The 22,824-nt window shown below is 70.6% G+C and carries 16 protein-coding genes; 11 read left to right on the top strand and 5 right to left on the bottom strand.

Annotated features, from left to right (window positions below; all coding sequences use genetic code 11):
- Positions 1–69: 69 nt before the first annotated feature.
- Positions 70–726, bottom strand: coding sequence for a response regulator transcription factor (locus HCA58_RS15015; protein ID WP_169598455.1), 657 nt, complete (start codon positions 724–726; stop codon positions 70–72).
- A gap of 268 nt (positions 727–994) precedes the next feature.
- Complete coding sequence (locus tag HCA58_RS15010) at positions 995–2,398, bottom strand: glycosyltransferase family 4 protein (protein ID WP_169598454.1); 1,404 nt, start codon at positions 2,396–2,398, stop codon at positions 995–997.
- A 361-nt stretch (positions 2,399–2,759) separates the two neighbouring features.
- Between HCA58_RS15010 and glgX the strand changes: the two genes are divergently transcribed.
- The 6 genes from glgX (at position 2,760) to HCA58_RS14980 (ending at position 13,112) form a co-directional block, all read left to right on the top strand.
- The gene (gene glgX, locus HCA58_RS15005) at positions 2,760–4,877 is read left to right on the top strand and encodes a glycogen debranching protein GlgX (RefSeq protein ID WP_169598453.1); all 2,118 of its coding nucleotides are present in this window, start codon (positions 2,760–2,762) and stop codon (positions 4,875–4,877) included.
- 1 nt (position 4,878) lies between these two features.
- Positions 4,879–7,164, top strand: a complete 2,286-nt coding sequence (gene treY / locus HCA58_RS15000; RefSeq protein ID WP_169598452.1) for a malto-oligosyltrehalose synthase — start codon at positions 4,879–4,881, stop codon at positions 7,162–7,164.
- 16 nt (positions 7,165–7,180) lie between these two features.
- Positions 7,181–8,908, top strand: coding sequence for a malto-oligosyltrehalose trehalohydrolase (gene treZ, locus HCA58_RS14995; RefSeq protein WP_169598451.1), 1,728 nt, complete (start codon positions 7,181–7,183; stop codon positions 8,906–8,908).
- 818 nt (positions 8,909–9,726) lie between these two features.
- Positions 9,727–10,134 carry a hypothetical protein gene (locus HCA58_RS14990; protein WP_169598450.1) on the top strand — a complete coding sequence of 136 codons (408 nt, stop codon included), beginning with the start codon at positions 9,727–9,729 and terminating at the stop codon, positions 10,132–10,134.
- A 261-nt stretch (positions 10,135–10,395) separates the two neighbouring features.
- Positions 10,396–11,844, top strand: a complete 1,449-nt coding sequence (argG, locus tag HCA58_RS14985) for an argininosuccinate synthase (protein ID WP_169598449.1) — start codon at positions 10,396–10,398, stop codon at positions 11,842–11,844.
- 296 nt (positions 11,845–12,140) lie between these two features.
- Positions 12,141–13,112 (top strand): HAF repeat-containing protein, encoded by a 972-nt coding sequence (locus HCA58_RS14980; protein ID WP_169598448.1) that lies wholly within the window; start codon positions 12,141–12,143, stop codon positions 13,110–13,112.
- 35 nt (positions 13,113–13,147) lie between these two features.
- On the opposite strand, the gene HCA58_RS14975 is transcribed toward HCA58_RS14980, so the two are convergent.
- The gene (locus tag HCA58_RS14975; RefSeq protein ID WP_169598447.1) at positions 13,148–14,626 is read right to left on the bottom strand and encodes a glutamate--cysteine ligase; all 1,479 of its coding nucleotides are present in this window, start codon (positions 14,624–14,626) and stop codon (positions 13,148–13,150) included.
- A 74-nt stretch (positions 14,627–14,700) separates the two neighbouring features.
- Between HCA58_RS14975 and HCA58_RS14970 the strand changes: the two genes are divergently transcribed.
- Positions 14,701–15,045 carry a DUF3817 domain-containing protein gene (locus HCA58_RS14970; RefSeq protein WP_169598446.1) on the top strand — a complete coding sequence of 115 codons (345 nt, stop codon included), beginning with the start codon at positions 14,701–14,703 and terminating at the stop codon, positions 15,043–15,045.
- A 70-nt stretch (positions 15,046–15,115) separates the two neighbouring features.
- On the opposite strand, the gene HCA58_RS14965 is transcribed toward HCA58_RS14970, so the two are convergent.
- Entirely contained in the window at positions 15,116–15,655 is a 540-nt protein-coding gene (locus tag HCA58_RS14965; protein WP_169598445.1) for a hypothetical protein, read from the bottom strand.
- A 147-nt stretch (positions 15,656–15,802) separates the two neighbouring features.
- Here HCA58_RS14965 and HCA58_RS14960 point away from each other — a divergent pair, with 147 nt between their 5' ends.
- The 4 genes from HCA58_RS14960 (at position 15,803) to HCA58_RS14945 (ending at position 20,686) form a co-directional block, all read left to right on the top strand.
- Positions 15,803–16,921 (top strand): Vms1/Ankzf1 family peptidyl-tRNA hydrolase, encoded by a 1,119-nt coding sequence (locus HCA58_RS14960; RefSeq protein ID WP_169598444.1) that lies wholly within the window; start codon positions 15,803–15,805, stop codon positions 16,919–16,921.
- On the top strand, positions 16,914–18,086 hold the full coding sequence (locus HCA58_RS24065; protein ID WP_169598443.1) for a thiamine pyrophosphate-binding protein: 1,173 nt from the start codon (positions 16,914–16,916) through the stop codon (positions 18,084–18,086). Before HCA58_RS14960 ends, HCA58_RS24065 begins: the two co-directional genes overlap by 8 nt.
- A 134-nt stretch (positions 18,087–18,220) precedes the next feature.
- Positions 18,221–19,591, top strand: coding sequence for a hypothetical protein (locus tag HCA58_RS14950; protein ID WP_169598442.1), 1,371 nt, complete (start codon positions 18,221–18,223; stop codon positions 19,589–19,591).
- A gap of 219 nt (positions 19,592–19,810) precedes the next feature.
- Positions 19,811–20,686 carry a SigB/SigF/SigG family RNA polymerase sigma factor gene (locus tag HCA58_RS14945; protein ID WP_169598441.1) on the top strand — a complete coding sequence of 292 codons (876 nt, stop codon included), beginning with the start codon at positions 19,811–19,813 and terminating at the stop codon, positions 20,684–20,686.
- Between the two features lie 64 nt (positions 20,687–20,750).
- Here HCA58_RS14945 and ctaD read toward each other — a convergent pair whose 3' ends face one another.
- Positions 20,751–22,754 carry a cytochrome c oxidase subunit I gene (gene ctaD, locus HCA58_RS14940; protein WP_169598440.1) on the bottom strand — a complete coding sequence of 668 codons (2,004 nt, stop codon included), beginning with the start codon at positions 22,752–22,754 and terminating at the stop codon, positions 20,751–20,753.
- Positions 22,755–22,824: the final 70 nt, after the last annotated feature.

The raw sequence follows: 22,824 nt of genomic DNA, 5'->3' as shown, positions 1-22,824 counted from the left end.
ACCTTGTCGTGGTGTCATGAGCTGGGTTTCTTGAGGATGCCCTGAGGTTACGGTGAACTGATCAGCCAGTCAGGCGGCGCGGAGGCGGTAGCCGACGCCGCGGACCGTCTCCACCAGACGCCGATCGTCGAGCTTGCCGCGTAGGGCCGCCACGTGGACGTCGAGGTTGTGCTGGGTGGCCCAGGTGGTGTTCCAGACCTCGAGCTGCAACCGATCCCGGGGAACCACCGTGCCCGCCTGCCGTGCCAATGCCACCAGCAGGTCGAACTCCTTACGAGACAGACCGACCTCGCGGTCGCCCACCAGTACCCGCCGGGCGTCGACGTCGATGCGCAGCGTACCGACCTGCAACGTGGTCGCCTGGCGGGCGGTGCGGGTGGTGCGACGCATCACCGCCTCGATCCGGGCCTGCAACTCCACCATCGAGAACGGTTTGATCACGTAATCGTCGGCGCCGGCCCGCAGCCCGGCCACCCGGTCGTGTTCCTCGACCCGGGCGGTCACCGCGATGATCGCGACCCTCTCGTCGTGCTGGCGGATCCGGCGGCACACCTCCAGGCCGTCGCGGTCGGGCAGGTTCATGTCGAGCAGCACCAGGTCGACCGGGTCGGCCTCGACCGCCTCGGCGGCGGTGACCGCCTGCACCACGTCGTGCCCCCGTCGCCGCAGTGCCGAGGCGAGCCCCGCCGAGACACGCAGGTCGTCTTCCACCAGGAGCACCCGCATCCACGCCTCCTCGGGCCTCGCCGCCGGATGCCTGCGAGTGTGTCGGATGTTAAGCGGCGTGGACCAGTACAGATACAAGATCGTAACGACAGAATGAACTGCCCGAACGGGTCTGGTGGCGCTCGCGCAAGGTGCACCCGCCCGCACCGACGGCCACGACACGACCAGGTCCACGTCCCGCTCACAGGGCAGGTTCCGGTCGGAGCGTTCTCCTCCGCCCGCCGGGGGCGCCCGCCGGCGAGCGGAGGAGGGCTGACCGGATGGAGGGTCAGCGGAGACCGGCGGCGGCGAGCAGGTTTCCCGTCGGGATAGTGGGCAGCATCCGTCCGTGCGTCATCTGATGTGCCGCGCGTTCGGCGGTGAACGTCGGCCCCTGGGCGATCGCCGAGGCGTACGTCGAGGCGGTGCGGCTGGCGATGGCGGCCCAGCCGTACCGCTCCTGAACCATGGCGCGGGCTCGCCGGGCCAGCGTGCGGGCACGTTCGGCGTCGCAGAGCAGGGTGTGCACCGCGTCGGCGAGCGCGTCCGGATCGTGCGGCCGGAAGGTCATTCCGGTGACGCCCGGTTCGACGATCTCGGCCAGCCCGCCGGTCTCGGAAACCGCGAGCGGCGCACCGGCGGCCGCGGCCTCCAGCGCCACCATGCCGAACGGCTCGTAGATGCTGGGCACGACGAAGCAGTCCGACGCCGCTATCACCGAGGGCAGATCGGCGCCGCCGAGGAAGCCGGGCAGGCTGACCGTGTCGGCCAGGCCGAGCCGGTGCACCTCGGCCTCCAGTTCACCCCGGTACGGTCCGTCACCGACGACCACCGCACGCAGCCCCGGGTGCCGTTCCCGCAGCCGGGGTAGCCCGGCTACCAGGTGCTGCACACCCTTCTCGTAGACCAGGCGTCCGGCGAACGTGACAAGCGGGCCGTTCCCGGCGAACCGAGCCCGCGCCTGCGCCACGGCCGAGGCCGGCACCCGCCACCGGTGCGGCTCCACCCCGTTGGCCACCACGTCCACCCGCCCGGCCGGTACGCCGAACAGGGCGGCCACCTCGTCGCGCATGTAGCCGGAGCAGACGATGGCGCGGGTGGATTCGTTGCTGAGCCAGTGTTCGACGCCGTGGATGGTGCGGTTCATGTCGTCGGGGAGCCAGCCTTGGTGTCGGCCGGCTTCGGTGGCGTGGATGGTGGTGACGAGGGGGATGTCGAGGTGGTCGCGGAGGGTGAGGGCGGTGTGGGCGACGAGCCAGTCGTGGGCGTGGATGACGTCGTAGGTGTCGGTGGTGGTGGCGCGTAGGGCGGTGCGGGTGAGGGTGTGGTTGAAGGCCATGGTCCAGGCCAGCAGTGAGGTGGTGGTGAGGGGGAAGGTGACGGGGTCTTCGGGGGCGCGGAGGATGCGGACGCCGTCGAGGTATTCCTCGTGGGGTGCGCCGTCGGTGTGGCGGGTGACGACGGTGACGTGGTGACCGGCGGTGGCCAGGGCGACCGAGAGGGCGTGTACGTGTCGGCCGAGGCCGCCCACGAGCACCGGCGGGTACTCCCACGACAGCATCAGGATGCGGCGGGTCTGCGACCCGGCGACAGGACCGGACGACGACGGAACCTGGGGGCGCGAGGTGAGCGTGGGGCGGTGGACGCGGTCCGGAGCGGTGGCGGTCCGTCCGCCGACCCGCAGGGTGGTCACATCAGTCTCCGTCCGTGCAGGGAGGAACACGCCGGCGTCGATGGCGGCGGGCGGGCAGGGTTGGTTTTCGGACACGCGTCAACGCGCCGACGGTGCGAGGATCTGGTAGGCGCGCGGAAGACGCGCCCGCGAACAAGGAAACGTCATGGCGGCCGATCCCGCATCTCGAAGAGGGCTTCAGTGACCGACGACACCGCAAGGTTCATCCCGGCTCAGTCGGGCGGATACTGGGCATTCACCCGATCGGATGGATTGGCGGTGGAGCGTGCGGGGCATTACCGCCCCGCGTATCACCGGCACTGCCCGGCGGGTGCGCTCATGGTGCGGGCGGGCGCGCTCATGACAGGGCCGAAGGAGCGACATGCAGGTCTGGCCGGGCGAGCGGTACCCCCTCGGGGCCACCTACGACGGGATGGGCACCAACTTCGCGATCTTCTCCGAGGTGGCGGAGAGGATCGAACTCTGCCTCTTCGACGAGTGGGACGTGGGGCACGAGCGTCGGGTCGAGCTGCGGGAGGTCGACGCATACGTCTGGCATGCGTACATCCCGGGGATCGGGCCGGGCCAGCGGTACGGCTACCGAGTGCACGGCCCGTACGAACCGGCGGCCGGGCTCCGATGCAACCCGGCCAAACTGCTGATCGACCCGTACGCCAAGGCCATCGACGGTGACGTGCGATGGGACCCGGCGGTCTACGACTACGTCCACGGTGAACCCGAACGGATCAACACCTGCGACTCTGCGCCGTTCATGCCGAAGTCTGTGGTGGTCAACCCGTACTTCGACTGGGGAAACGACGCGCCGCCACGGATCCCCTACCACCACTCGGTGATCTACGAGGCTCACGTCCGTGGGCTGACCATGCGGTTGCCCGGCATCCCCGAGGAACTGCGTGGCACGTACGCCGGCATCGCCGCGCCCCCGATGATCGAGCACCTGAGCCGGCTCGGGATCACCGCCATCGAACTGATGCCGGTGCACCAGTTCGTCAACGATCACCGCCTGACCGACCTGGGCCTGCGCAACTACTGGGGTTACAACACCATAGGCTTCTTCGCCCCACACCACGCCTACTCGGCCCTGGGACACCTCGGCCAGCAGGTGCAGGAGTTCCGGGGCATGGTCAAGGCGCTACACGCCGCCGGCATCGAGGTGATCCTCGACGTGGTCTACAACCACACCGCCGAGGGCAACCACCTCGGCCCCACCCTCAGCTTCAAGGGCGTGGACAATCCCAGCTACTACCGGCTGTCCGAGGAGGACCGCCGCTACTACGTCGACTACACCGGCACCGGCAACAGCCTCAACGTCCGCAGCCCCCACTCGCTGCAACTGATCATGGATTCGTTGCGGTACTGGGTGACCGAGATGCACGTCGACGGTTTCCGATTCGACCTGGCCGCCACTCTGGCCCGTGAGTTCTACGAGGTGGACCGGCTCTCCACCTTCTTCGAGGTGGTGCAGCAGGACCCGGTGGTCAGCCGGGTGAAACTGATCGCCGAACCGTGGGACGTCGGCCCCGGCGGCTACCAGGTCGGCAACTTCCCCCCGCAGTGGACCGAGTGGAACGGCAAGTACCGCGACACGGTACGCGACTTCTGGCGCGGCGAACCGGCCACGCTCGCCGAGTTCGCCTCCCGGATCTCCGGCTCCGCCGACCTCTACCAGGACGACGGGCGTCGCCCCTTCCACAGCATCAACTTCGTCACCTGCCACGACGGGTTCACCCTGGCCGACCTGGTGTCGTACAACGACAAACACAACGAGGCCAACGGCGAGGACAACCGCGACGGCGAGAGTCACAACCGTTCCTGGAACTGTGGTGCCGAAGGCGACACCGACGACCCCGCGGTGCTCGCCCTGCGTGCCCGGCAGCAACGCAACTTCATCGCCACCCTCCTGCTGTCCCAGGGCGTGCCGATGATCGGCCACGGCGACGAGCTGGGCCGCACCCAGCACGGCAACAACAACGCCTACTGCCAGGACAGCGAACTGGCCTGGGTCGACTGGGACGACGCCGACGCCGGTCTGCTCGACTTCACCCGCCGGCTCGTCGAGTTCCGCCGTCAGCATCAGGTGTTCCAGCGCCGTCGCTTCTTCAGCGGCCTGCCGGTGCACGGCCGGGAGGTCGACGAGCCGCTGCCCGACCTGGCCTGGTACACCCCCGACGGGCGGGAGATGACCGGCGAGGACTGGGGCAACGACTTCGGCCGCTCGGTGGCGCTGTTCGTCAACGGCGAGGGCATTCGGGAACGCGGCCAGTACGGCCAACGCCACCACGACGCCTCGTTCTGGCTCTGCTTCAACGCCCATGACGCACCGCTGGACTTCACCCTCCCGCCGGTTGAGTTCGGCCACCGTTGGGAACTGGTGATCAGCACCGCCGAACCGGATCAGGACAAGGGCACGACCGTGGAGGCCGGCGGCACGCTCTGCGTACCGGACCGCTCCCTGGTGGTGCTGGAGAGGGTGGCCTGAGATGCCCGCAAAGCCCGTCGTGTCCACCTACCGGGTTCAGGTGCGCCCCGGCTTCGACCTGGACGTCACCGCCGGCCTCGCCGGTTACCTCGCCGACCTCGGCGTCACCCACCTTTACAGCGCACCGCTGCTGGCCGCCGCTGCGGGCAGTGCGCACGGCTACGACGTCGTCGACCACCGGCAGGTCAACCCGGAAATCGGTGGTGAGCCCGGCCGGCAGCGGCTGCTGCGGGCGTTGCGGGACGCCGGGCTCGGCCTGGTCGTCGACATCGTGCCCAACCACGCCGGGGTGGCCGTGCCGGTCGCCAACCCGCCCTGGTGGGACGTGCTGCGCCGCGGTCGGGACTCGGCGTACGCCGACTGGTTCGACATCGACTGGCAGCGGGGCCGGCTGCTGCTGCCGGTGCTCGCCGACACTCCCGACGCCCTCGACGATCTCACCCTCGCCGACGGCGAGCTGCGCTACCACGAGCACCGCTTCCCGGTAGCCGACGGCACCGGCGAGGGCAGTCCCCGTGACGTGCACGACCGCCAGCACTACGAGCTGGTTTCCTGGCGCCGCGGCGACGCCGAACTGACCTACCGCCGGTTCTTCGCCGTCTCCAGCCTGGCCGGGCTGCGGGTGGAGGACCCGGACGTGTTCGCCGCCACCCACGAGCTGATCCTGGCCTGGGTGGCGGCCGGGGAGGTCGACGGCATCCGGGTTGACCACCCCGACGGGCTGCGCGACCCCGCCGGCTACCTGGCCCGGCTGCGCGGCGCCGCCCCGGACGTGTGGCTGATCGTGGAGAAGATCCTGGAGTACGGCGAGGAGCTGCCGGGCTGGCCGGTCGACGGCACCACCGGCTACGACGCGCTGGGTGCCGTCGGGGGGCTCTTCGTCGACGGCGACGCCGAGGCCGACTTCACCGCCCTGGACACCCGCCTCGCCGGCCGGGCGACCTCCTGGGCGGAGCTGACCCACGACACCAAACTGGGTGCCGCCAGCCGGCTGCTGTCCACCGAGTTGACCCGGTTGGCCGCGCTCACCCCGGACGTGGAACCCGCCGCCGCCCGCGCCGCCCTGGCCGAACTCGCCGCCGCGTTCGCCGTCTACCGTGGCTACCCGCCCGAGGGAGCCCGGCACCTGGCCAACGCGCGTGCCGAGGCCGGGCGCCGCCGCACCGACCTCACCGGGGCGCTGGACGCGGTCACCCGTCGGCTCCGCGACCCCGACGACGAACTGGCCCGACGCTTCCCGCAGTTCACCGGTGCGGTGATGGCCAAGGGCGTCGAGGACACCGCCTACTACCGGTGGAGCCGGTTCATCGCGCTCAACGAGGTCGGCGGCAGCCCCACCCACTTCGGCACCCTGCCCGGCCGGTTCCACCGTTTCGCCGCCGCCCGGCACGAACGCTGGCCGGCGAGCATGACCACCCTGTCGACCCACGACACGAAACGCGGCGAGGACGTGCGGGCCCGCCTCGCGGTCCTCGCGGAGCTGCCGCAGCGTTGGGCGGAGGCGGTCACCGGCTGGATGGCGGCGGTGCCGCTGCCCGACGCCGCCCTGGCCCACCTGCTGTGGCAGACCGCCGTCGGGGCCTGGCCGATCGAGCGGGAGCGTCTGCACGCGTACGCGGAGAAAGCGGCCCGGGAGGCCGCGGCCTCGACCAGTTGGACGGACCCCGACCCGGACTTCGAGCGGGCCCTGCACGCCGTGGTCGACGCCATGTACGACGACCGGGCCGTCGCCTCCGAGCTGGCCGCCTTCGCCGCCGAGATCACCCCGCCCGGCTGGTCGAACTCGCTGGGGCAGAAGCTGGTGCAGCTGGCCATGCCGGGTGTGCCGGACACCTACCAGGGCACCGAGCTGTGGGACAACTCCCTCGTCGACCCGGACAATCGCCGTCCGGTGGATTTCGACGTACGCCGGGAGCTGCTGGCCCGCCTCGATGCCGGCTGGCAGCCGGCGGTTGACGACACCGGCGCGGCGAAGCTGCTCGTGGTGTCGCGGACCCTGCGGGCGCGTCGTGATCTTCCGGAGCTGTTCGGTGACTACCAGCCGCTCATCGTGCACGGTCCGGCGGCCCGGCATGTCGTCGCCTTCGACCGGGGTGGTGCGGTCGCTGTGGCCACCCGGTTGCCGCTGCGTCTGGCCACGGGTGGCGGCTGGCGGGACACCACCCTGGCACTTCCCGTCAACGAGATGTCGTGCCTGTTCACCGGCCGGGTCTACAGTGGCTCACAGGTCCGTTTGGCTGAGCTGTTGACCACCTATCCCGTCGCGCTGCTGGTGCCCACCACCTGACCCGGGAGGCTGCGTCATGACCGAGTTCACCGTCTGGGCACCCGAGGCGAAACGGGTCCGGTTGCACCTGCCCGGTGTCGCCGACCATGAGATGCGCGCTGGCCGGGGCGGCTGGTGGCGCGTCGAGGCGCCCGATGCCGGTCCCGACTACGCGTTCCTGCTCGATGATGACGACGAACCCCTGCCCGATCCCCGGTCGGCGTGGCAGCCGTCCGGGGTGCACGGGCCCAGCCGGATCTACGACCATGCCGCGTTCGCCTGGACCGACGGTTCCTGGACGGGTCGGCAACTGCCCGGCAGCATCCTCTACGAGCTGCACGTGGGCACCTTCACCCCGGAAGGCACCTTCGACGCGGCCATCGGCAAACTCGACCATCTGGTCGACCTCGGCGTCGACATGATCGAGTTGCTGCCGGTGAACGCCTTCAACGGCGAACACAACTGGGGTTACGACGGCGTCTGCTGGTACGCCCCGCACGAACCCTACGGCGGACCGGACGGCCTGAAACGGTTCGTGGACGCCGCTCACGCGCGCGGTCTGGGGGTGATCCTCGACGTCGTCTACAACCATTTCGGGCCCTCCGGGGCTTACGCGCCGAGGTTCGCGCCCTACCTGACCGAGCGGCACACCCCGTGGGGTCAGGCGGTCAACCTGGACGGCCCGCACTCCGACGGGGTACGCCGGTTCATCATCGACAGCGTGCTGATGTGGCTGCGCGACTACCACGTCGACGGGCTGCGCCTTGACGCCGTGCACGCCATGCCCGACACCCGCGCCGTGCACCTGCTCGAAGAGATCTCCGTCGAGGTCGAGAGCTTCTCGACCCACCTGGGCCGCCCGCTGTCGTTGATCGCCGAGTCCGACCTCAACGATCCCCGGCTGATCACCCCCCGCGAGGCCGGCGGCCAGGGCCTGCACGCCCAGTGGAACGACGACGCCCACCACGCCCTGCACACCCTGCTCACCGGCGAACGGCAGGGCTACTACGGTGACTTCGGCACCATGGAGTGTCTGGTCGAGGTGCTCACCGGCGGCTTCTTCCACACCGGCACCTGGTCGTCGTTTCGGCAACGGCACCACGGCCGTCCGGTGGACCGGCAGCGGGTCTCCGGTCACCGCTTCGTCGCGTATCTGCAGAACCACGACCAGATCGGCAACCGTGCGGTCGGTGACCGCCTCTCCGCTTCGTTGTCCCCGGCGTTGCTGCGGGTGGGGGCGGTGCTGCTGTTGACGGCGCCGTTCACGCCGATGCTGTTCATGGGGGAGGAGTGGGCCGCCGCCACGCCCTGGCAGTACTTCACCTCGCACCCGGAGCCGGAACTGGCCACCGCCGTGGTCACCGGCCGCCGCAGCGAGTTCGCCGCGCACGGCTGGCCGCCCGGCGAGGTGCCCGACCCGCAGGACCCGCAGACCTTCCTGAGGTCCCGGCTCGACTGGGCCGAGCTGGACAAACCCGAACACCGCGAGATGTACGACTTCCACCGCCGCCTGATCGCGCTGCGCAAGTCCCGCCCGGACCTGTCCGATCCCCGCCTGCACACCCTCGACGTACGCCACGGCGACCAGTTCCTGGTGATGCGGCGCGGCGGCTGCCTGGTCGCGGCCAACCTGGCCGGCAAACCGCAACGGGTCACCCTGCCCGGGGTTGCCCGCCGAGTCCTGCTGGCCACCGGCGACGGCGTCACCGTGCAACGCGACCGCATCGAACTACCAGCCGAGACAGCAGCGATCGTGGCGCTTTAGACGTCAAACCGATCACCGACATTGCCTGCGACTGCCTCAAGTTGGCTTCGTGGGCGGGTTGAGCCAGTCGAGGGTCGTACCGGTGAGTGCGCTATCGGCGAGACGGTGGGCCGAGACGGTCTTGAGGGCGGCGCGGGAGCTGTCGATCCAGCGCTGGACGTTGTCGATCCGAGATCCGCTGCCGGCCGTTGACGCGTACCGTCATCGCCGATCTCGCCCACCGTCACTCAGCCCCGGCCGGCGTCGCTCGTCTGGCCACCCTCGTCGGCCTCACCCGCTGACGGCCGGCAGCGCGCGGCGGATCAGCGGCCGGCGCGTTTCCAGGCGCGGTGGAACTCCGGCAACACCGCGTCGAGCTATCAGACGATCGACGGGTTCGGCGCCGCGACGCCGATCTTCGGTGCTTCCGGCGACCTGTGGACGACGAGCGAAACCCAGACCCTCGTCGGTACGGGTCGGGGAGCGCCCGGCCTGGTCAGCTCTGCGACCGAGGGAGTATCCGGAACACCGGGTAGCCGGGCGCGATCTGCGCGAACTCCGCGAGCGTCGCCCCTCGACGGACCGGCAGGTGCGGCCGCGCACCCGGGGCCTTCTCCAGATACTCGCGCGGGATCGGTGCCCGCCGCTCGACCGGCTCCTGCGGTTCATCGACCGCGCCAACCAGTTCGGTCTGCCGCCGCGGTACAGGCCGAGGAGGCAGTTGTCCCGGCGGTGAACTCCTGCCGAACGGATCGCCCGGATACCGGTGTGGCGGTTTGCCGACGGCGGTACGCGGAGATGGTGGGGCGCGAGTGTCAAGACGTGGTCAGGAGGAAGCGATGGCGGACGTTGCGGACGAATCGCGGACGGCGCCGGACACCGGTGCGGACGAGTCGGAGATCGGGGTGCTGGACGACCCCGAGCGGGCCATCAAGCGGGAGATCGAGGTGATCGCCGAGCGGTTCCCGCGCACCGACGTGAGCGTGGTCGCGGCGGCGGTGCGGGAGACCGTCGCGGAACTACGCGCCGAGGCGCAGGTGGAGACCCACGTCATGGCCCTGGCCCGGCACCGGGTGTACGACCGGCTGTGCGCACAGGGACACGAGTTCGAGCCGGGCACCGACACCGCCGCCGAGCCGCCGGACGGGCCGGAGGCCGAAGCCCTCGACCGGGCGGACCAGACCGTGGTCGGCGACGCGCGGCGGGGGTCGCCCGCTGACGCGGCGGTCACCAGCCAGCCCGACTGAGCGACCCGCCGGGAATGCCCAACCGCAACCCCGCCGGCACCCGCGTACGCCTACGGTGCGGCGGGGTGCGGTCCCGGCTCCGGCGACGATGCGGGCGAGGCGAGTCGGCGGCCGGGACCGCGGCCAGCAGCGGGTCACCATCCATGTCGGCAGCCTGCCGCTCGGTGGTGGGCCTCGACCACCGATATTCATCGTCGTCCGGGGACAGGGCCGCCCTCGTCCGGCTTGCATGACCATACGCTGTGGTGCATACTTTTCCTTGTGTCCAAGGTCCTGACCTCCCTGCCCACCGGTGAACGTGTCGGCATCGCCTTCTCCGGCGGCCTCGACACCTCCGTCGCGGTCGCGTGGATGCGCGACAAGGGCGCCATACCGTGCGCCTACACCGCCGACATCGGCCAGTACGACGAGCCCGACATCGCCTCGGTGCCCGACCGGGCGCTCAGCTACGGCGCCGAGGTCGCCCGGCTCGTCGACTGCCGCGCGGCCCTGGTGGAGGAGGGCCTTGCCGCGCTGACCTGCGGTGCCTTCCACATCCGCTCGGGCGGGCGGGCCTACTTCAACACCACGCCGCTGGGGCGCGCCGTCACCGGCACGCTGCTGGTGCGGGCGATGATCTCCGACCGGGTGCAGATCTGGGGCGACGGCTCGACCTTCAAGGGCAACGACATCGAGCGGTTCTACCGCTACGGCCTGCTGGCCAACCCGCAGCTGCGCATCTACAAGCCGTGGCTGGACACCGACTTCGTCGGTGACCTGGGTGGCCGCAAGGAGATGTCGGAGTGGCTGCTGGCCCGCAACCTGCCGTACCGGGACAGCACCGAGAAGGCGTACTCCACCGACGCCAACATCTGGGGTGCCACGCACGAGGCGAAGACCCTCGAACACCTCGACACCGGCATCGAGACCGTCAACCCGATCATGGGCGTCCGGTTCTGGGATCCGTCGGTGGAGATCCCCACCGAGGACGTGACGATCGGCTTCGACCAGGGCCGGCCGGTGACCGTCAACGGCAAGGAGTTCGGCAGCGCGGTCGACCTGGTGCTGGAGGCCAACGCCATCGGCGGCCGGCACGGACTGGGCATGTCCGACCAGATCGAGAACCGGATCATCGAGGCCAAGAGCCGGGGCATCTACGAGGCCCCCGGCATGGCGCTGCTGCACGCCGCGTACGAGCGGCTGGTCAACGCCATCCACAACGAGGACACCCTGGCCAACTACCACAACGAGGGCCGCCGGCTGGGTAGGCTGATGTACGAGGGCCGGTGGCTGGACCCGCAGGCGCTGATGCTGCGTGAGTCGCTGCAACGCTGGGTCGGCACAGCCGTCACCGGCGAGGTTGCGCTGCGGCTGCGCCGGGGCGAGGACTACTCGATCCTGGACACCACCGGCCCGGCCTTCAGCTACCACCCGGACAAGCTGTCGATGGAGCGTACGACGGACTCCGCCTTCGGCCCGGCCGACCGCATCGGCCAGCTTACCATGCGTAACCTCGACATCGCCGACTCGCGGGCCAAGCTGGAGCAGTACGCGCACCTGGGCATGGTCGGCGGCGCTCCGCAGCGGGTGGTGGGCGCCGCCCAGGCGGCCTCGACCGGGCTGATCGGCGCTATGCCGGAGGGTGGCGCGGAAGCCATCGCCTCCCGGGGGGTCCCGTCTGCGGAGGACGAGGCGCTCGACCGGGCCGCGATGGAGTTCGGCGTCGACTGACCGACCAGTTCCGGCGAGGCCCGCCGTCCGCTGCCTACGGTCACCCGCAGGCGGCGGACGGTGCCGTCTCCGGCCTGCCGAACCGCGACCGGTGCCCCCGCCGCCTTCTGGCGTGCAGGAGGTGGCGGGGGCTGAACGCGTGAACTGTCGCGGTAGGCGCGCGGCCATCGATCGATGTCCGATCGACCGAGGTGACCTTCTCGAACACCGATCTACTGTGCGTTATCAACCGATCGCACAAAGTTCGGGTGGTTGGCGGTGACGTCGGTCCGTCATCGCAGCCTGAGGAGGACCCGTTGAGCTATTCCGTTCGCCTGGCCGCCGCCGTGACCGCATCCGTGCTCGTCGTGTCCGCGCTGATCGTCCTACCCGCCACCGCAGCCTCCGCCGCCCTGGCCTACCGCGCCGTCGACCTGGGCACCCTGGGTGGTGCCGCCAGCGCCGCCACCGCGACGAACGACCGGGGCACGGTCGTCGGCTGGAGCATGACGGCCGACGGCGCCCGGCACGCGTTCCTCTGGCGCCACGGGACGATGACCGACCTCGGAGTGTTGCCGGGGCATGTGGAGTCCACCGCTGTCGACGTCAACGAGCGCGGCGAGGTGGTCGGCACCTCGACCGGTCCTGAGCTGGTCACCCGGGCCGTGCTCTGGCGAAATGGGCAGATGATCGACCTGGGTACCCTCGGCGGCGACTACAGCGAGGCGGTCGCCGTCAACGACCGAGGGCAGGTGCTCGGCCTGAGCAACCCGGCCAACCACATCCCGCACCGTGTCGTGTGGCAGGACGGTGCGATCATCGACCTTGGCCGGCAGGACTTCTACGAGCTGACCACCGGGTTCAACAATCGGGGCGACGTGGTCGGCACCTTCAACGTCCCGCCGTACGACTACCCGTGCACCTGTGTGGGTGGCCGCTTGCGGGACGGCGTCCTCACTCCTGTCGGCGACCAGGCGACGGCGATCAACAACCTCGGCGACGTGGTCGGCATCGACGACGGCCGGGCCTTCCGCTGGCGCGCCGGGGCGCTGACCGACCTGGGCACGTTGGGTGGTGCGACGAGTCGGGCGACCGCCGTGAACGACCTGGGGGTGGTCCTCGGCAGCGCCGACACCGCCGCCGGTGTCCGACGGCCCGTCCTGTGGTGGGCCGGGCGCACCGCCGACCTGACCGCCCACGGGCTGAGTGCCACGGACGTGGTCAATGACCTGGACACCCGGAACCGCCTGGTGGGGAGCCGGGCCGGGCGCGCCACGCTTTTCCGGTAGCGCGCCGCGGATACCCGCATCGTGGCAGGAGGTGGTCAGCGGATCGGCCACTCGTGGACGGGCCGGTTGCTGTGCATCAGTTCCACGTAGTGCCGGACCACCTCACGTAGCGCGTCCGGGCGGTCGAGCTGGTCGGTCGACTCCAGCCGGTGCAGTGTGGCCACCTGCCAGGTGGCGCCGTTACGGCCGGTGAGACAGCGCTGCTCGATGATGTCGAGCAGGCGGTCCCGTTCGTCCGGCTCGACGCCCCAACGGTCCAGACCGTGGTGGGCCAGGGGCAGCAGGCGGCGCAGTACCAGCTCGGTGACCGGTAGATAGCCCAGCCCGGGCCAGAAGACGTGGGCGTCGATGCCGTGCCGGGCGCAGGTGTGGAAGTTCTCCTCGGCGGCGCTGAACGACATCTGCGACCACAGCGGGCGGTCCGCCTCGGCGAGCGCCCGGACCAGACCGAAGTAGAAGGCCCCGTTGGCGACGGTGTCCAGCACGGTCGGCCCGGCCGGGAGGACCCGGTTCTCCACCCGCAGGTGCGGTCGGCCCCGCAGGACGTCGTAGACCGGGCGGTTCCACCGGTAGACGGTGCCGTTGTGCAACCGCAACTCGGCCAGCGTCGGTACCCCACCCGCGGCGAGGGTCTCGGACGGATCCTCCGGATCGCACACCGGCAGCAGCGCCGGGAAGAACCGTACGTTTTCCTCGAACAGGTCGAACACCGAGGTGATCCAGCGTTCGCCGAACCAGACCCGGGGACGTACGCCCTGGGTCTTTATCTCCTCTGGCCGGGTGTCGGTGGCCTGCTGGAACAGCGGGATCCTGGTTTCGCGCCACAGTTCCCGGCCGAAGAACAGCGGCGAGTTCGCTCCGAGGGCCACCTGGATCCCGGCGACGGCCTGCGCGGCGTTCCAGTAGTCGGCGAACTGGCCGGGACCGACCTGGAGGTGGAACTGGGTGCTCGTGCACGCCGCTTCCGGCGTGATCGTGTCGGCGGTGACGGCCAGTCGCTCCACTCCGTTGATGGCGATCCGCAGGTCCTCACCGCGGGCTGCGAAGATCTGTTCGTTGAGCAGCGCGTAGCGGGGATTCGCCGACAGGGTGGCAGCGGTCAGGTGCTCCGGCAGTACGGTCGGCAGGATGCCGATCATCACGAGTCGGGCGCCAACCGTGCGGGCCTGCTGGTCCGCCGCGTTCAGGGCGGCGCGGACGTGCTCCTCGAACCCGGCGGTGCCGGTGCCGGTCAGCCGCCGGGGCGCGACGTTGATCTCGACGTTGAACTGGCCGAGTTCGGTCTGGAAGCTCGGATCGGCCACCGCCCGCAGCACGTCGGCGTTGCGCATAGCCGGCATCGACTCGTCGTCGACCAGGTTGAGTTCGATTTCCAGCCCGGTCATCGGCCGGTCGACGTCGAACCGGGACTCGCGCAGCATCTCGGCGAACACGTCGAGACAGCGGCGTACCTTGTCCCGGTAACGAGCCCGATCCTGGCGGCTGAAGGTCTGTACGCCGACGTCCTCACCCATGAGTCACCACCCTGTCACCGCTGGTACCCCGAACGTCGCACGTCCATGCCATCTGCTCAGGTCAGGTCCGTAGCATGGTCGTCGTGCGTGACAAGGTGACCCGACTGTTCGTGGTGGCGGCCATCGCGGAGGCGTTCTCCTGGGCCGGGCTGCTGGTCGGCATGGTGGTCAAGTACGGTCCGCCCGGCAACGAGCTGGGGGTGCAAATTTTCGGGTCGATCCACGGTGCGCTCTTCGTCGCCTACGGGGTGCTGGTGCTGGCGGTGGCTCGGGTGCACCGGTGGAGCCTGCTCGCCACACTCGTCGCGTTGGCCTGCGCGGTACCGCCGTTCGCCACCGTCGTGTTCGAGCGTTGGGCACGGGGGCGGGGGATGCTCGACGTCACCGAACCGGCCAAGCAGCCCGCCCCGGTCGGCTGAGGACGAGCCACCGAGCAACCCTGGCGGTGGTTGGCGTGCGCCGTCGCCTTCCCGGCCGTCCGGACGCCGCTCAGACCACCGCCGCGCAGGCGGCCACCGAGGCGAGGACCAGCACGCCCAGCACCGCCTGGAGCAGCAGAGGCGGCCCGAGGTGTGACCACATGGTGGCCGTACGCGGCCGGAGCAGCTGCCCGGTGGTCAGGTTGACGATCCGCTCGATCTTGGGTGCCAGGTCGGGGTCGCCCTGCTCGCGCAGGGTCAACTGGACGTGGTCGGCCGGATGCAGGGCGCTCTGCGGCAGGTGACCGTGCAGCTCCACCTCGTAGAGCCGACCGCCGTCGTCGCGTAGGCGGATCGGGGTGACCAGGTATTCGGGGCCCTTCTTCAGGTCCTTGAAGCTGCGTCGGCCCGACCCGGAACCGGCCGAGAGCAGGGCGCGTACCAGCCGGGCCAGCAGGCCGGCCACGCCGGCTGCGGCGAGGACCACCACCAGTATCGGCTGCCCCACCCGTACCTCTCGGGGGTAGCCGTCCATCAGGCGCACGATCCGTGCGGTGAGGATCCGACCGGTGGGGTGCAGGCTACGCCGGGAATACGATGTCGTGTCCATTTCACCACCCAGAGTCCGACTGTGGCTACCGATCGTATCGATATCCGGGGTCGAGTGACATGAATGAAAACCCGTCATGCGGTTGCCGGCAGGTGACATGCGCGGCCGGGTGGGTAAGCGAGGGGCTGAGCCGGAAAGGGGTCGAGCATGCAGCTGTCCTTCCTGCGCCCGCTGTACCAGCGCCCGGGTCCGTGGTGCTCGGTGTACCTGGACGCGTCCCTGGACACCGAGGATGCGCACGCGGCGCTCGATCTGCGCTGGCGCGCCCTGCAACGCCAGCTGACCGAGCAGGGGGCGGACGAGCCGACCCTCGCCGCCGTCGACCGGGTGATCCGGGGACACGACCCGATGCCCGGCGACTACGGGCTGGCCGTGTTCGGGGCAGGGGGACAGGTGGTGCTCTCCGAGTACCTGTCCGCCCCACCGCGTCGGGATTTGGCCGCGTACGCCCCGCTGCCACACGTGATGCCGTTGCTGGCCCAACGCGGCGAACAGGTGGCGTGGGTGCGGGTGCTGGCCGACCGGACCGGCGCCGACGCCATGTCGGTGAGCGCCGGCGGGGTGCCGCGCCGGGCGCATGTGGTCGGCCGGGAAAGCTACCAGCTGCGCCGGGTCCGGCCCGGCGGTTGGTCCCAGTCGCGCTACCAACGCGCCGCGATGGAGGCATGGCATCACAACGCCGGTGACGTCACCGCGGCCACCGTCGAACTGGCCGAGCGGGTGGGTGCCGAGGTGGTGGTGGTGGCCGGTGACGTACGCGCCACCGGCATGATCGCCGCCCAGATGCCGGACCGCTGGCAGGATTTGGTGGTACGCACCGATGCCGGCTCCCGGGCCGGCGGTGCCGACCAGAGCCTGCTCGACGATCTGACCGTGCAGACCATCGCCGAGGTGGCCGACCAGCGGGTGAACGCGGCCCTGGACCGCTTCGGCATGCAGGAGGACGTCGGTGCCGGACTCGACGCCGTCGTGGCCGCCCTGCAGCGCAACCAGGTCGACACGATGCTGATCGTCGACGATGCGTCTGCCGACGGCCAGCTCTGGGTCGGCCCGGCCGCCACCGACATCGCCACCGAGCCGGGGCAACTGGCCACCGTCGCCGAACCGGAACGGGTCCGGGCCGACGCGGCCCTGGTACGTGCCCTGGTCGGCACCGATGCCGAGCTGACCGTGCTCGGTGCCGACGAGGCGCCGGAGCTGGTGGACGGGGTGGGCGCGGTGCTGCGTTACGTCGATCCGGTCACCCCGGGACGGGGCGGTGCCTGAGACGAGCGTCGCTGACGCGGTGGTCGACCGGCTACGGGCCTGGCGGATTCCGCGGGTGTTCGGCCATCCGGAGCAGGCGTTCGCCGCACTTGTCGAGGCACTCGACGCTACCGGCGGCGAGTCGGAGTTCGTACCTGTGCGCGACGCGGAGTGCGCTGTGCTCGCGGCAGCCGGGCATACCCGCTTCACCGGCGCGCCGGGTGTCTGCCTGGCGGCTGGCGGGGTGGCCGCCGGGGGCCTGCTCGTGGGACTCGATGCCGCCCGGGGCGCCGGCCTGCCGGTACTCGCCGTCGTCGTCGAGCCTGGCTCGGTCGCGGATGACGCGGTGGGGGTCACGACGCGACTGCTCGCCGAGGTGTGCCACGGCGTCCGGTACGCCGCCGACCCGGTGCGGGTGCCTGAGCTGGTCCACGAGGCGCTGTACGCCGCGTCGCACGGTGGCTGCCCGATCGGCCTGGTACTGCCTCACCTGTCACTGTCCGGCGGGGTACCAGCCGCGTCGCCGCGTACCGCGACCGATGGTGGCTGGGTGCTCGACGAACTGTCCGCCCGGCTGCCATCGGACGGCGTGGTGATCGTCGACGGTACCCTGCCGGCCGCGCACCGGAAGACTCCGGTGGATGTGGTGGTGGGTCCGGCCGGACCGCCCGGCAGCGTCCTGCCGTACGCCGTCGCCGCGAAGCTGGCCGCCCCGCAGCGGCCGGTGATCGTCCTGGTCACCGACGAGGGGATGCGTTCGCAGGGACTGGCCGAACTGGTCACCGTCTCCCGCTGGCGGTCGGTGTGGCCCGACCCGCGACTGGTGGTGCTGGTGTTCAACGAGCGGTCTGGCCATCCCCGGCGTGGGCATCGACCGATGACCGACGACGTCCCGTACGCCGGCTGGGCCCGGTTGCTCGGCCTGCACGGGGTTCGAGTCGACCGGCCGGAGCTGGTCGGCGCGGCCTGCGACGAGGCGCTGAACGCCGACCGGCCCTGCGTGCTGGAGGTGGTGAGGGACGCGCTGACTTTCGGCTCGTGGCACCGGCAGGGGTTGCACACCGGCGGGGATGTCGCTGCCGCAGGTGACGGCAGGGCGGCAACGGTGCCGGTGGCGCTGGATGGTGAAGGTGCGCCGGTGATGGCGGGGTGGCCGCTCTCGCCGCATTCGGACAAGGTCCTCTGATTGATGCCGTCCGGTGGGCTGATGCCCTGTTTAACCCGCATCGTGGCGGGAAGCCGGGCCGCGTGGCGAGCGATCGAGGCAAGGCGGGTCCGGCGCGCGGGGTGCGCCCGGGGCTCACGGCGGCTGGTGCCGGTATGGCCGGTGACCGCGTCGTCGCGGCCGGCAGCACCGCCCGGATCCTGGTCGCTGCCACCGCCCGTGCCCTGCGGGGCAGCGACTGCGCCGACCTCGGGCACGCCCGACCGGTGTCCCGGTTCGCCGGCACGCCCGACCCGGTGCGGCGGGCAGCGGTGGTCCGCTCCGCCGGCCGGACCGCCCTGACGGCCGGGCAGGCCGCCGAGGTCGACGCGCAGCGGGTGGCCCGGTGGTTCGTCGACCAGTACCCGCGACGTCGGTATCCGGGTGTGTTGTTGGGCTCCCCGCACGGCGGCGTCGCACATCTGGCGGTGGCGTTGGGCGTGCCCTGGTTGCCCGCCGGGTTCGAGATGATCGCGCACTGGCCGCAGGGTGCGGTGGACCGGCCCCGTGCCGCCCTGGACCACGGCGCGGCGCTTGCCGGGCGGGTGCTCGCCGGAAACCCAGACCTGCACGTACGGCAGGTGCACTGTCCGGCCAGCCGAGGTGCGCTGGCCGGGGCGACGGTGGCCCTGACCGGCCGCTGGCGGGCGCTGCCGACGGCGTACCGCGGTTTCCTGGCCGACCGACTGGTACCGGGAGCGCCGGTTCTGGTGCTGCGCGACACCCGCACCTGGCCGGTGGTCGACGCCGCCGACGGACACAGCTTCCAGATCGGCTGCCCGGCCAGCGGCCTGAGTCCGGTGGACTTCCATCCCGACAGCCATGCGCTGCGGCAGATCCTGCGAGCGGCCGGCGGTGACATCGCCTACTGGGAACCGCCGGAGATCTCCGCGCCGCCCGCAGCCGCCGAACACGGCGTGGAGTCCGGTTTCGACCGGGGCGTACGGGAGTGGTCCTCCCGGCACGGCCATCCACTGCACCAGGTCCTGGTGCCGACGCCGGAGGCGCTCAGCGCGGCCACCGCTGACCTGTATCGGCGTTGGCTGCGGGCTGCCGGCAAGTCCGGTGACCGCCTGGTGGTCGAGTGCGGGCGGCTGCTCGATCCGTGGCAGGTGGTCCGGGCCGGGCTGGTGCCGTACTGGTGCGAGAACGCCACCCGGCGCAGCGTCGAGCAGGCCGAGTGGTGGCTGGCCGGCAGTGAGGCGTTCGCGTCGGTCGATGTGCTGCCGGAGCCGCCCGGAGTACGCTCACCGGCGCTTGCCGGCCTGCCGCAGTGGCTGGCGGTCGCTGGGTTCGGTCGGCGTCGGCGGGCCCTGGACCGCACCTCGGCGCGCGGCTACCCGGTCACCTCGGTGCCCACCCGCAGAGCCACCGAGGTCCTTCGGACCCAGCCCTACGACCTGCCCAGTCCGGCACCACTGGCTGCCGGCGAGGCCCTGGCCGGGCTGCGCGACGGTGGCAGCCCGCACGGCCTGCTGATCTGTTGAGACCGGGCTGACGAAACATCCTCGCGAACCCGTGGTCCCGTGATTGAGTACCTACGGAGCGGGAACACCGCCGGCTGCGACAGGCTGATCACCTCGCGTGGCACGGCGCCGTCGCCCGCTGGCATCCCAGTCACGTAACCCAGTCACAGGCCCGTGCGTGCCTACGCGCGTGCCCGGTGTCGGCGAATCCGGGCGGGGTCCTTCCCGAGGGAGGCGCGGATGTTCGGACAGACCACCACAACCACACCACCACCGACCGATCGGGGGCTGGAGGACCTCGACGCCGCGGCGCTGGCGTACGCGGCGCGGATCGAAGGGCTACCGCCGGAGCGTCGTCAGGAGGCCCGCGACGACCTGGTCCGGTTCGCGTTGCCGTTCGCGGGCCGGCTGGCCCGCCGCTACCGGGGCCGCGGTGAGCCGTTGGAGGATCTGGAGCAGGTGGCCCGCCTGGGGCTGGTCAACGCCGTCGACCGGTACGACCCGGAACGGGGTTCCTTCACCGCGTATGCCGCGATCACCATCGTGGGTGAGATCAAGCGGCACTTCCGGGACCGTACCTGGGGTGTGCACGTGCCACGTCGGCTGCGCGACCTGATTCTGGAGGTCGGACAGGCGACGGCGGCGCTGACGAGCGAGCTGTCCCGGGCGCCGACGGTGGCCGAACTGTCGAAGCGACTGGAGACGCCGGAGGAGGAGATCCTCGCCGCACTGGAGTCGGCGGCAGGTTACAGCCCGGCCTCACTGAACGCGCCTGTCGGCGGGGAAAGCTCGGCCGAGTTCGGCGATCTGGTCGGTGAGTCCGACTTCGCGCTGGAGTCGGTCGACGACCGGGTCACCGTCAGTGGCCTGCTGCACCGGCTGCCCTGGCGGGAGCGACGGATCCTGGCCATGCGGTTCTACGGGAACCAGACCCAGGCTGAGATCGCCGCCCGCTTCGGCATCTCCCAGATGCACGTGTCCCGGCTGCTGTCGAGGGCCTTGACCTGGTTGCGCCAGTCGATGCTCGCCGACGCGCCGCCACCGTGGCAGAACGGTCCCGCCGAGTCCGAGGCGGCTCACCAGTCGCACGTCTCGGCGCCGGTACGCGGGCGCTGACCGTGCACGCATCGTTGTCGGGGGCGGCACCGAACGGTGCCGCCCCGAGCGGTCGGACCGGTGGTCAGTTCTGCGTGGTGTCCCCGGACCCGCGTGGATGTCGCCACCGGTCGTTGGGCTGCGGATCGCGCTGAGCGCCCAGCGGATTGTCCTCCGGCTCGTCGGTCTCCTCGAAGCTGGGTCGGCGTACCTCCTCCGGCTCCGGCACGTCCACCGGTCGGGCACCGGACTGTGGCGCGGGCTGGTACGCCTCCGCCTCCCGTGCGCCGTGGGCGCCCTCGGCGGAGGGCGACTCGGGCACGTGCGCCTCCCGGTGGATCTCGTCGCGGAACTCCTGCGGTGGTCGGGTGGTCCGCTGCGGCAGATCGCGGCCGAGGTCGGAGACGAGCTCACCGTACTTGGCGTCGAACGCGGGCCGCTCGGAGCGGATCCGGGGCATGCGGTCGAAGTTGCGTAGGGGCGGTGGGCAGGTGGTGGCCCACTCCAGGGAGTTGCCGAAGCCCCAGGGGTCGTCCACGGTCACCTCGGCGCCGTAACGCCAGGACTTCCAGGCGTTCCACATGAAGAACAGGGTCGAGGCGCCCAGCACGAAGGCGAAGACGCTGGAGATCATGTTGAGTGTGGTGAACCCGTCGGTGGGTAGGTAGTCGGCGTACCTGCGGGGCATGCCCTCGGTGCCGAGCCAGTGGTGTACCAGGAAGGTGCCGTGGAAACCGATGAACATCGTCCAGAAGTGCAGTTTGCCGAGCCGCTCGTCGAGCAACCGCCCGGTCATTTTGGGCCACCAGAAGTAGAAGCCGGCGAAGAGCGCGAAGACCACGGTGCCGAAGACCACGTAGTGGAAGTGCGCGACCACGAAGTACGTGTCGGTGACGTGGAAGTCCACCGGCGGGCTGGCCAGCAGCACCCCGGTGAGCCCCCCGAGCAGGAAGGTGACCAGGAAGCCGATGGCGAACAGCATCGGCGTCTCGAAGGTGAGCTGTCCCTTCCACATGGTGCCGATCCAGTTGAAGAACTTCACCCCGGTCGGTACCGCGATCAGGTAACTCAGGATGCTGAAGAACGGCAGCAGCACCTGGCCGGTGGCGAACATGTGGTGCGCCCACACCGCCATGGACAGGATCGTGATGGCGATGGTGGCCAGCACCAGGCCGGTGTAGCCGAAGACCGGTTTGCGGGAGAAGACCGGAATGACCTCGGTGATGATGCCGAAGAACGGCAGGGCGATGATGTAGACCTCGGGGTGGCCGAAGAACCAGAACAGGTGTTGCCACAGCATCGGCCCGCCGGTGTCGGGGTTGTAGACCTGGGCGTCGAGCAGCCGGTCGGCGCTCAGCGCCAGCAGCGCGGCGGCCAGCAGCGGGAAGACCAGGATCACCAGCACGCTGGTGAACAACATGTTCCAGGTGAAGATCGGCATCCGGAACATGGTCATGCCGGGCGCGCGCAGGGTCAGGATCGTGGTGATCAGGTTGACCGCGCCGAGGATGGTGCCCAGACCGGACACCACCAGGCCGATCACCCACATGTTCGCGCCGACGCCGGGGGAGTGCTCGGCGGTGCTCAGCGGCGTGTACGCGGTCCAGCCGAAGTCGGCCGACCCGCCCGGGGTGAGGAAACCGCCGATCACCATCAGCCCGCCGAACAGGTAGAGCCAGTAGGCCAGCGCGTTGAGACGGGGGAACGACACGTCGGGCGCACCGATCTGGATCGGTACGACGTAGTTGGCGAAGCCGAACGCCGCCGGGGTGGCGAACAGCAGCAGCATCACCGCGCCGTGTGAGGTGAACAGCTGGTTGTACTGCTCCGGGGTGAGGAACTGTAGACCCGGCCGGGCCAGCTCGGCTCGGATCAGCATGGCCTCGATCCCGGCCAGCACGAAGAAGCCGAAGGAGGTGAGCAGATAGAGCAGACCGATCTGCTTGTGGTCGGTGGTGGCCAGGAACTTGGCCAGCTTCGTGCCCGGCAGCGGTCTGCGTAGCGGTCCGGGATAGCCGCCGAACCGGGCCGGGGCGAGAATCGCCGGGCCTCGGTCCTGTCCGGGTTCGGTGGTTACCCGCTTCGGCATGAGCGCTCACCTGCGTCGACGACGGATAGGGACGGGCGTGGCTTCCCAGCCCGCCGACCATGTAACCAGG

It is taken from the genome of Micromonospora sp. HNM0581 (genome assembly GCF_012726175.1).
Lineage (GTDB): Bacteria > Actinomycetota > Actinomycetes > Mycobacteriales > Micromonosporaceae > Micromonospora.
Note: the sequence above shows the minus strand (reverse complement) of the source record. Positions and strands in the feature narration are given on the sequence as shown.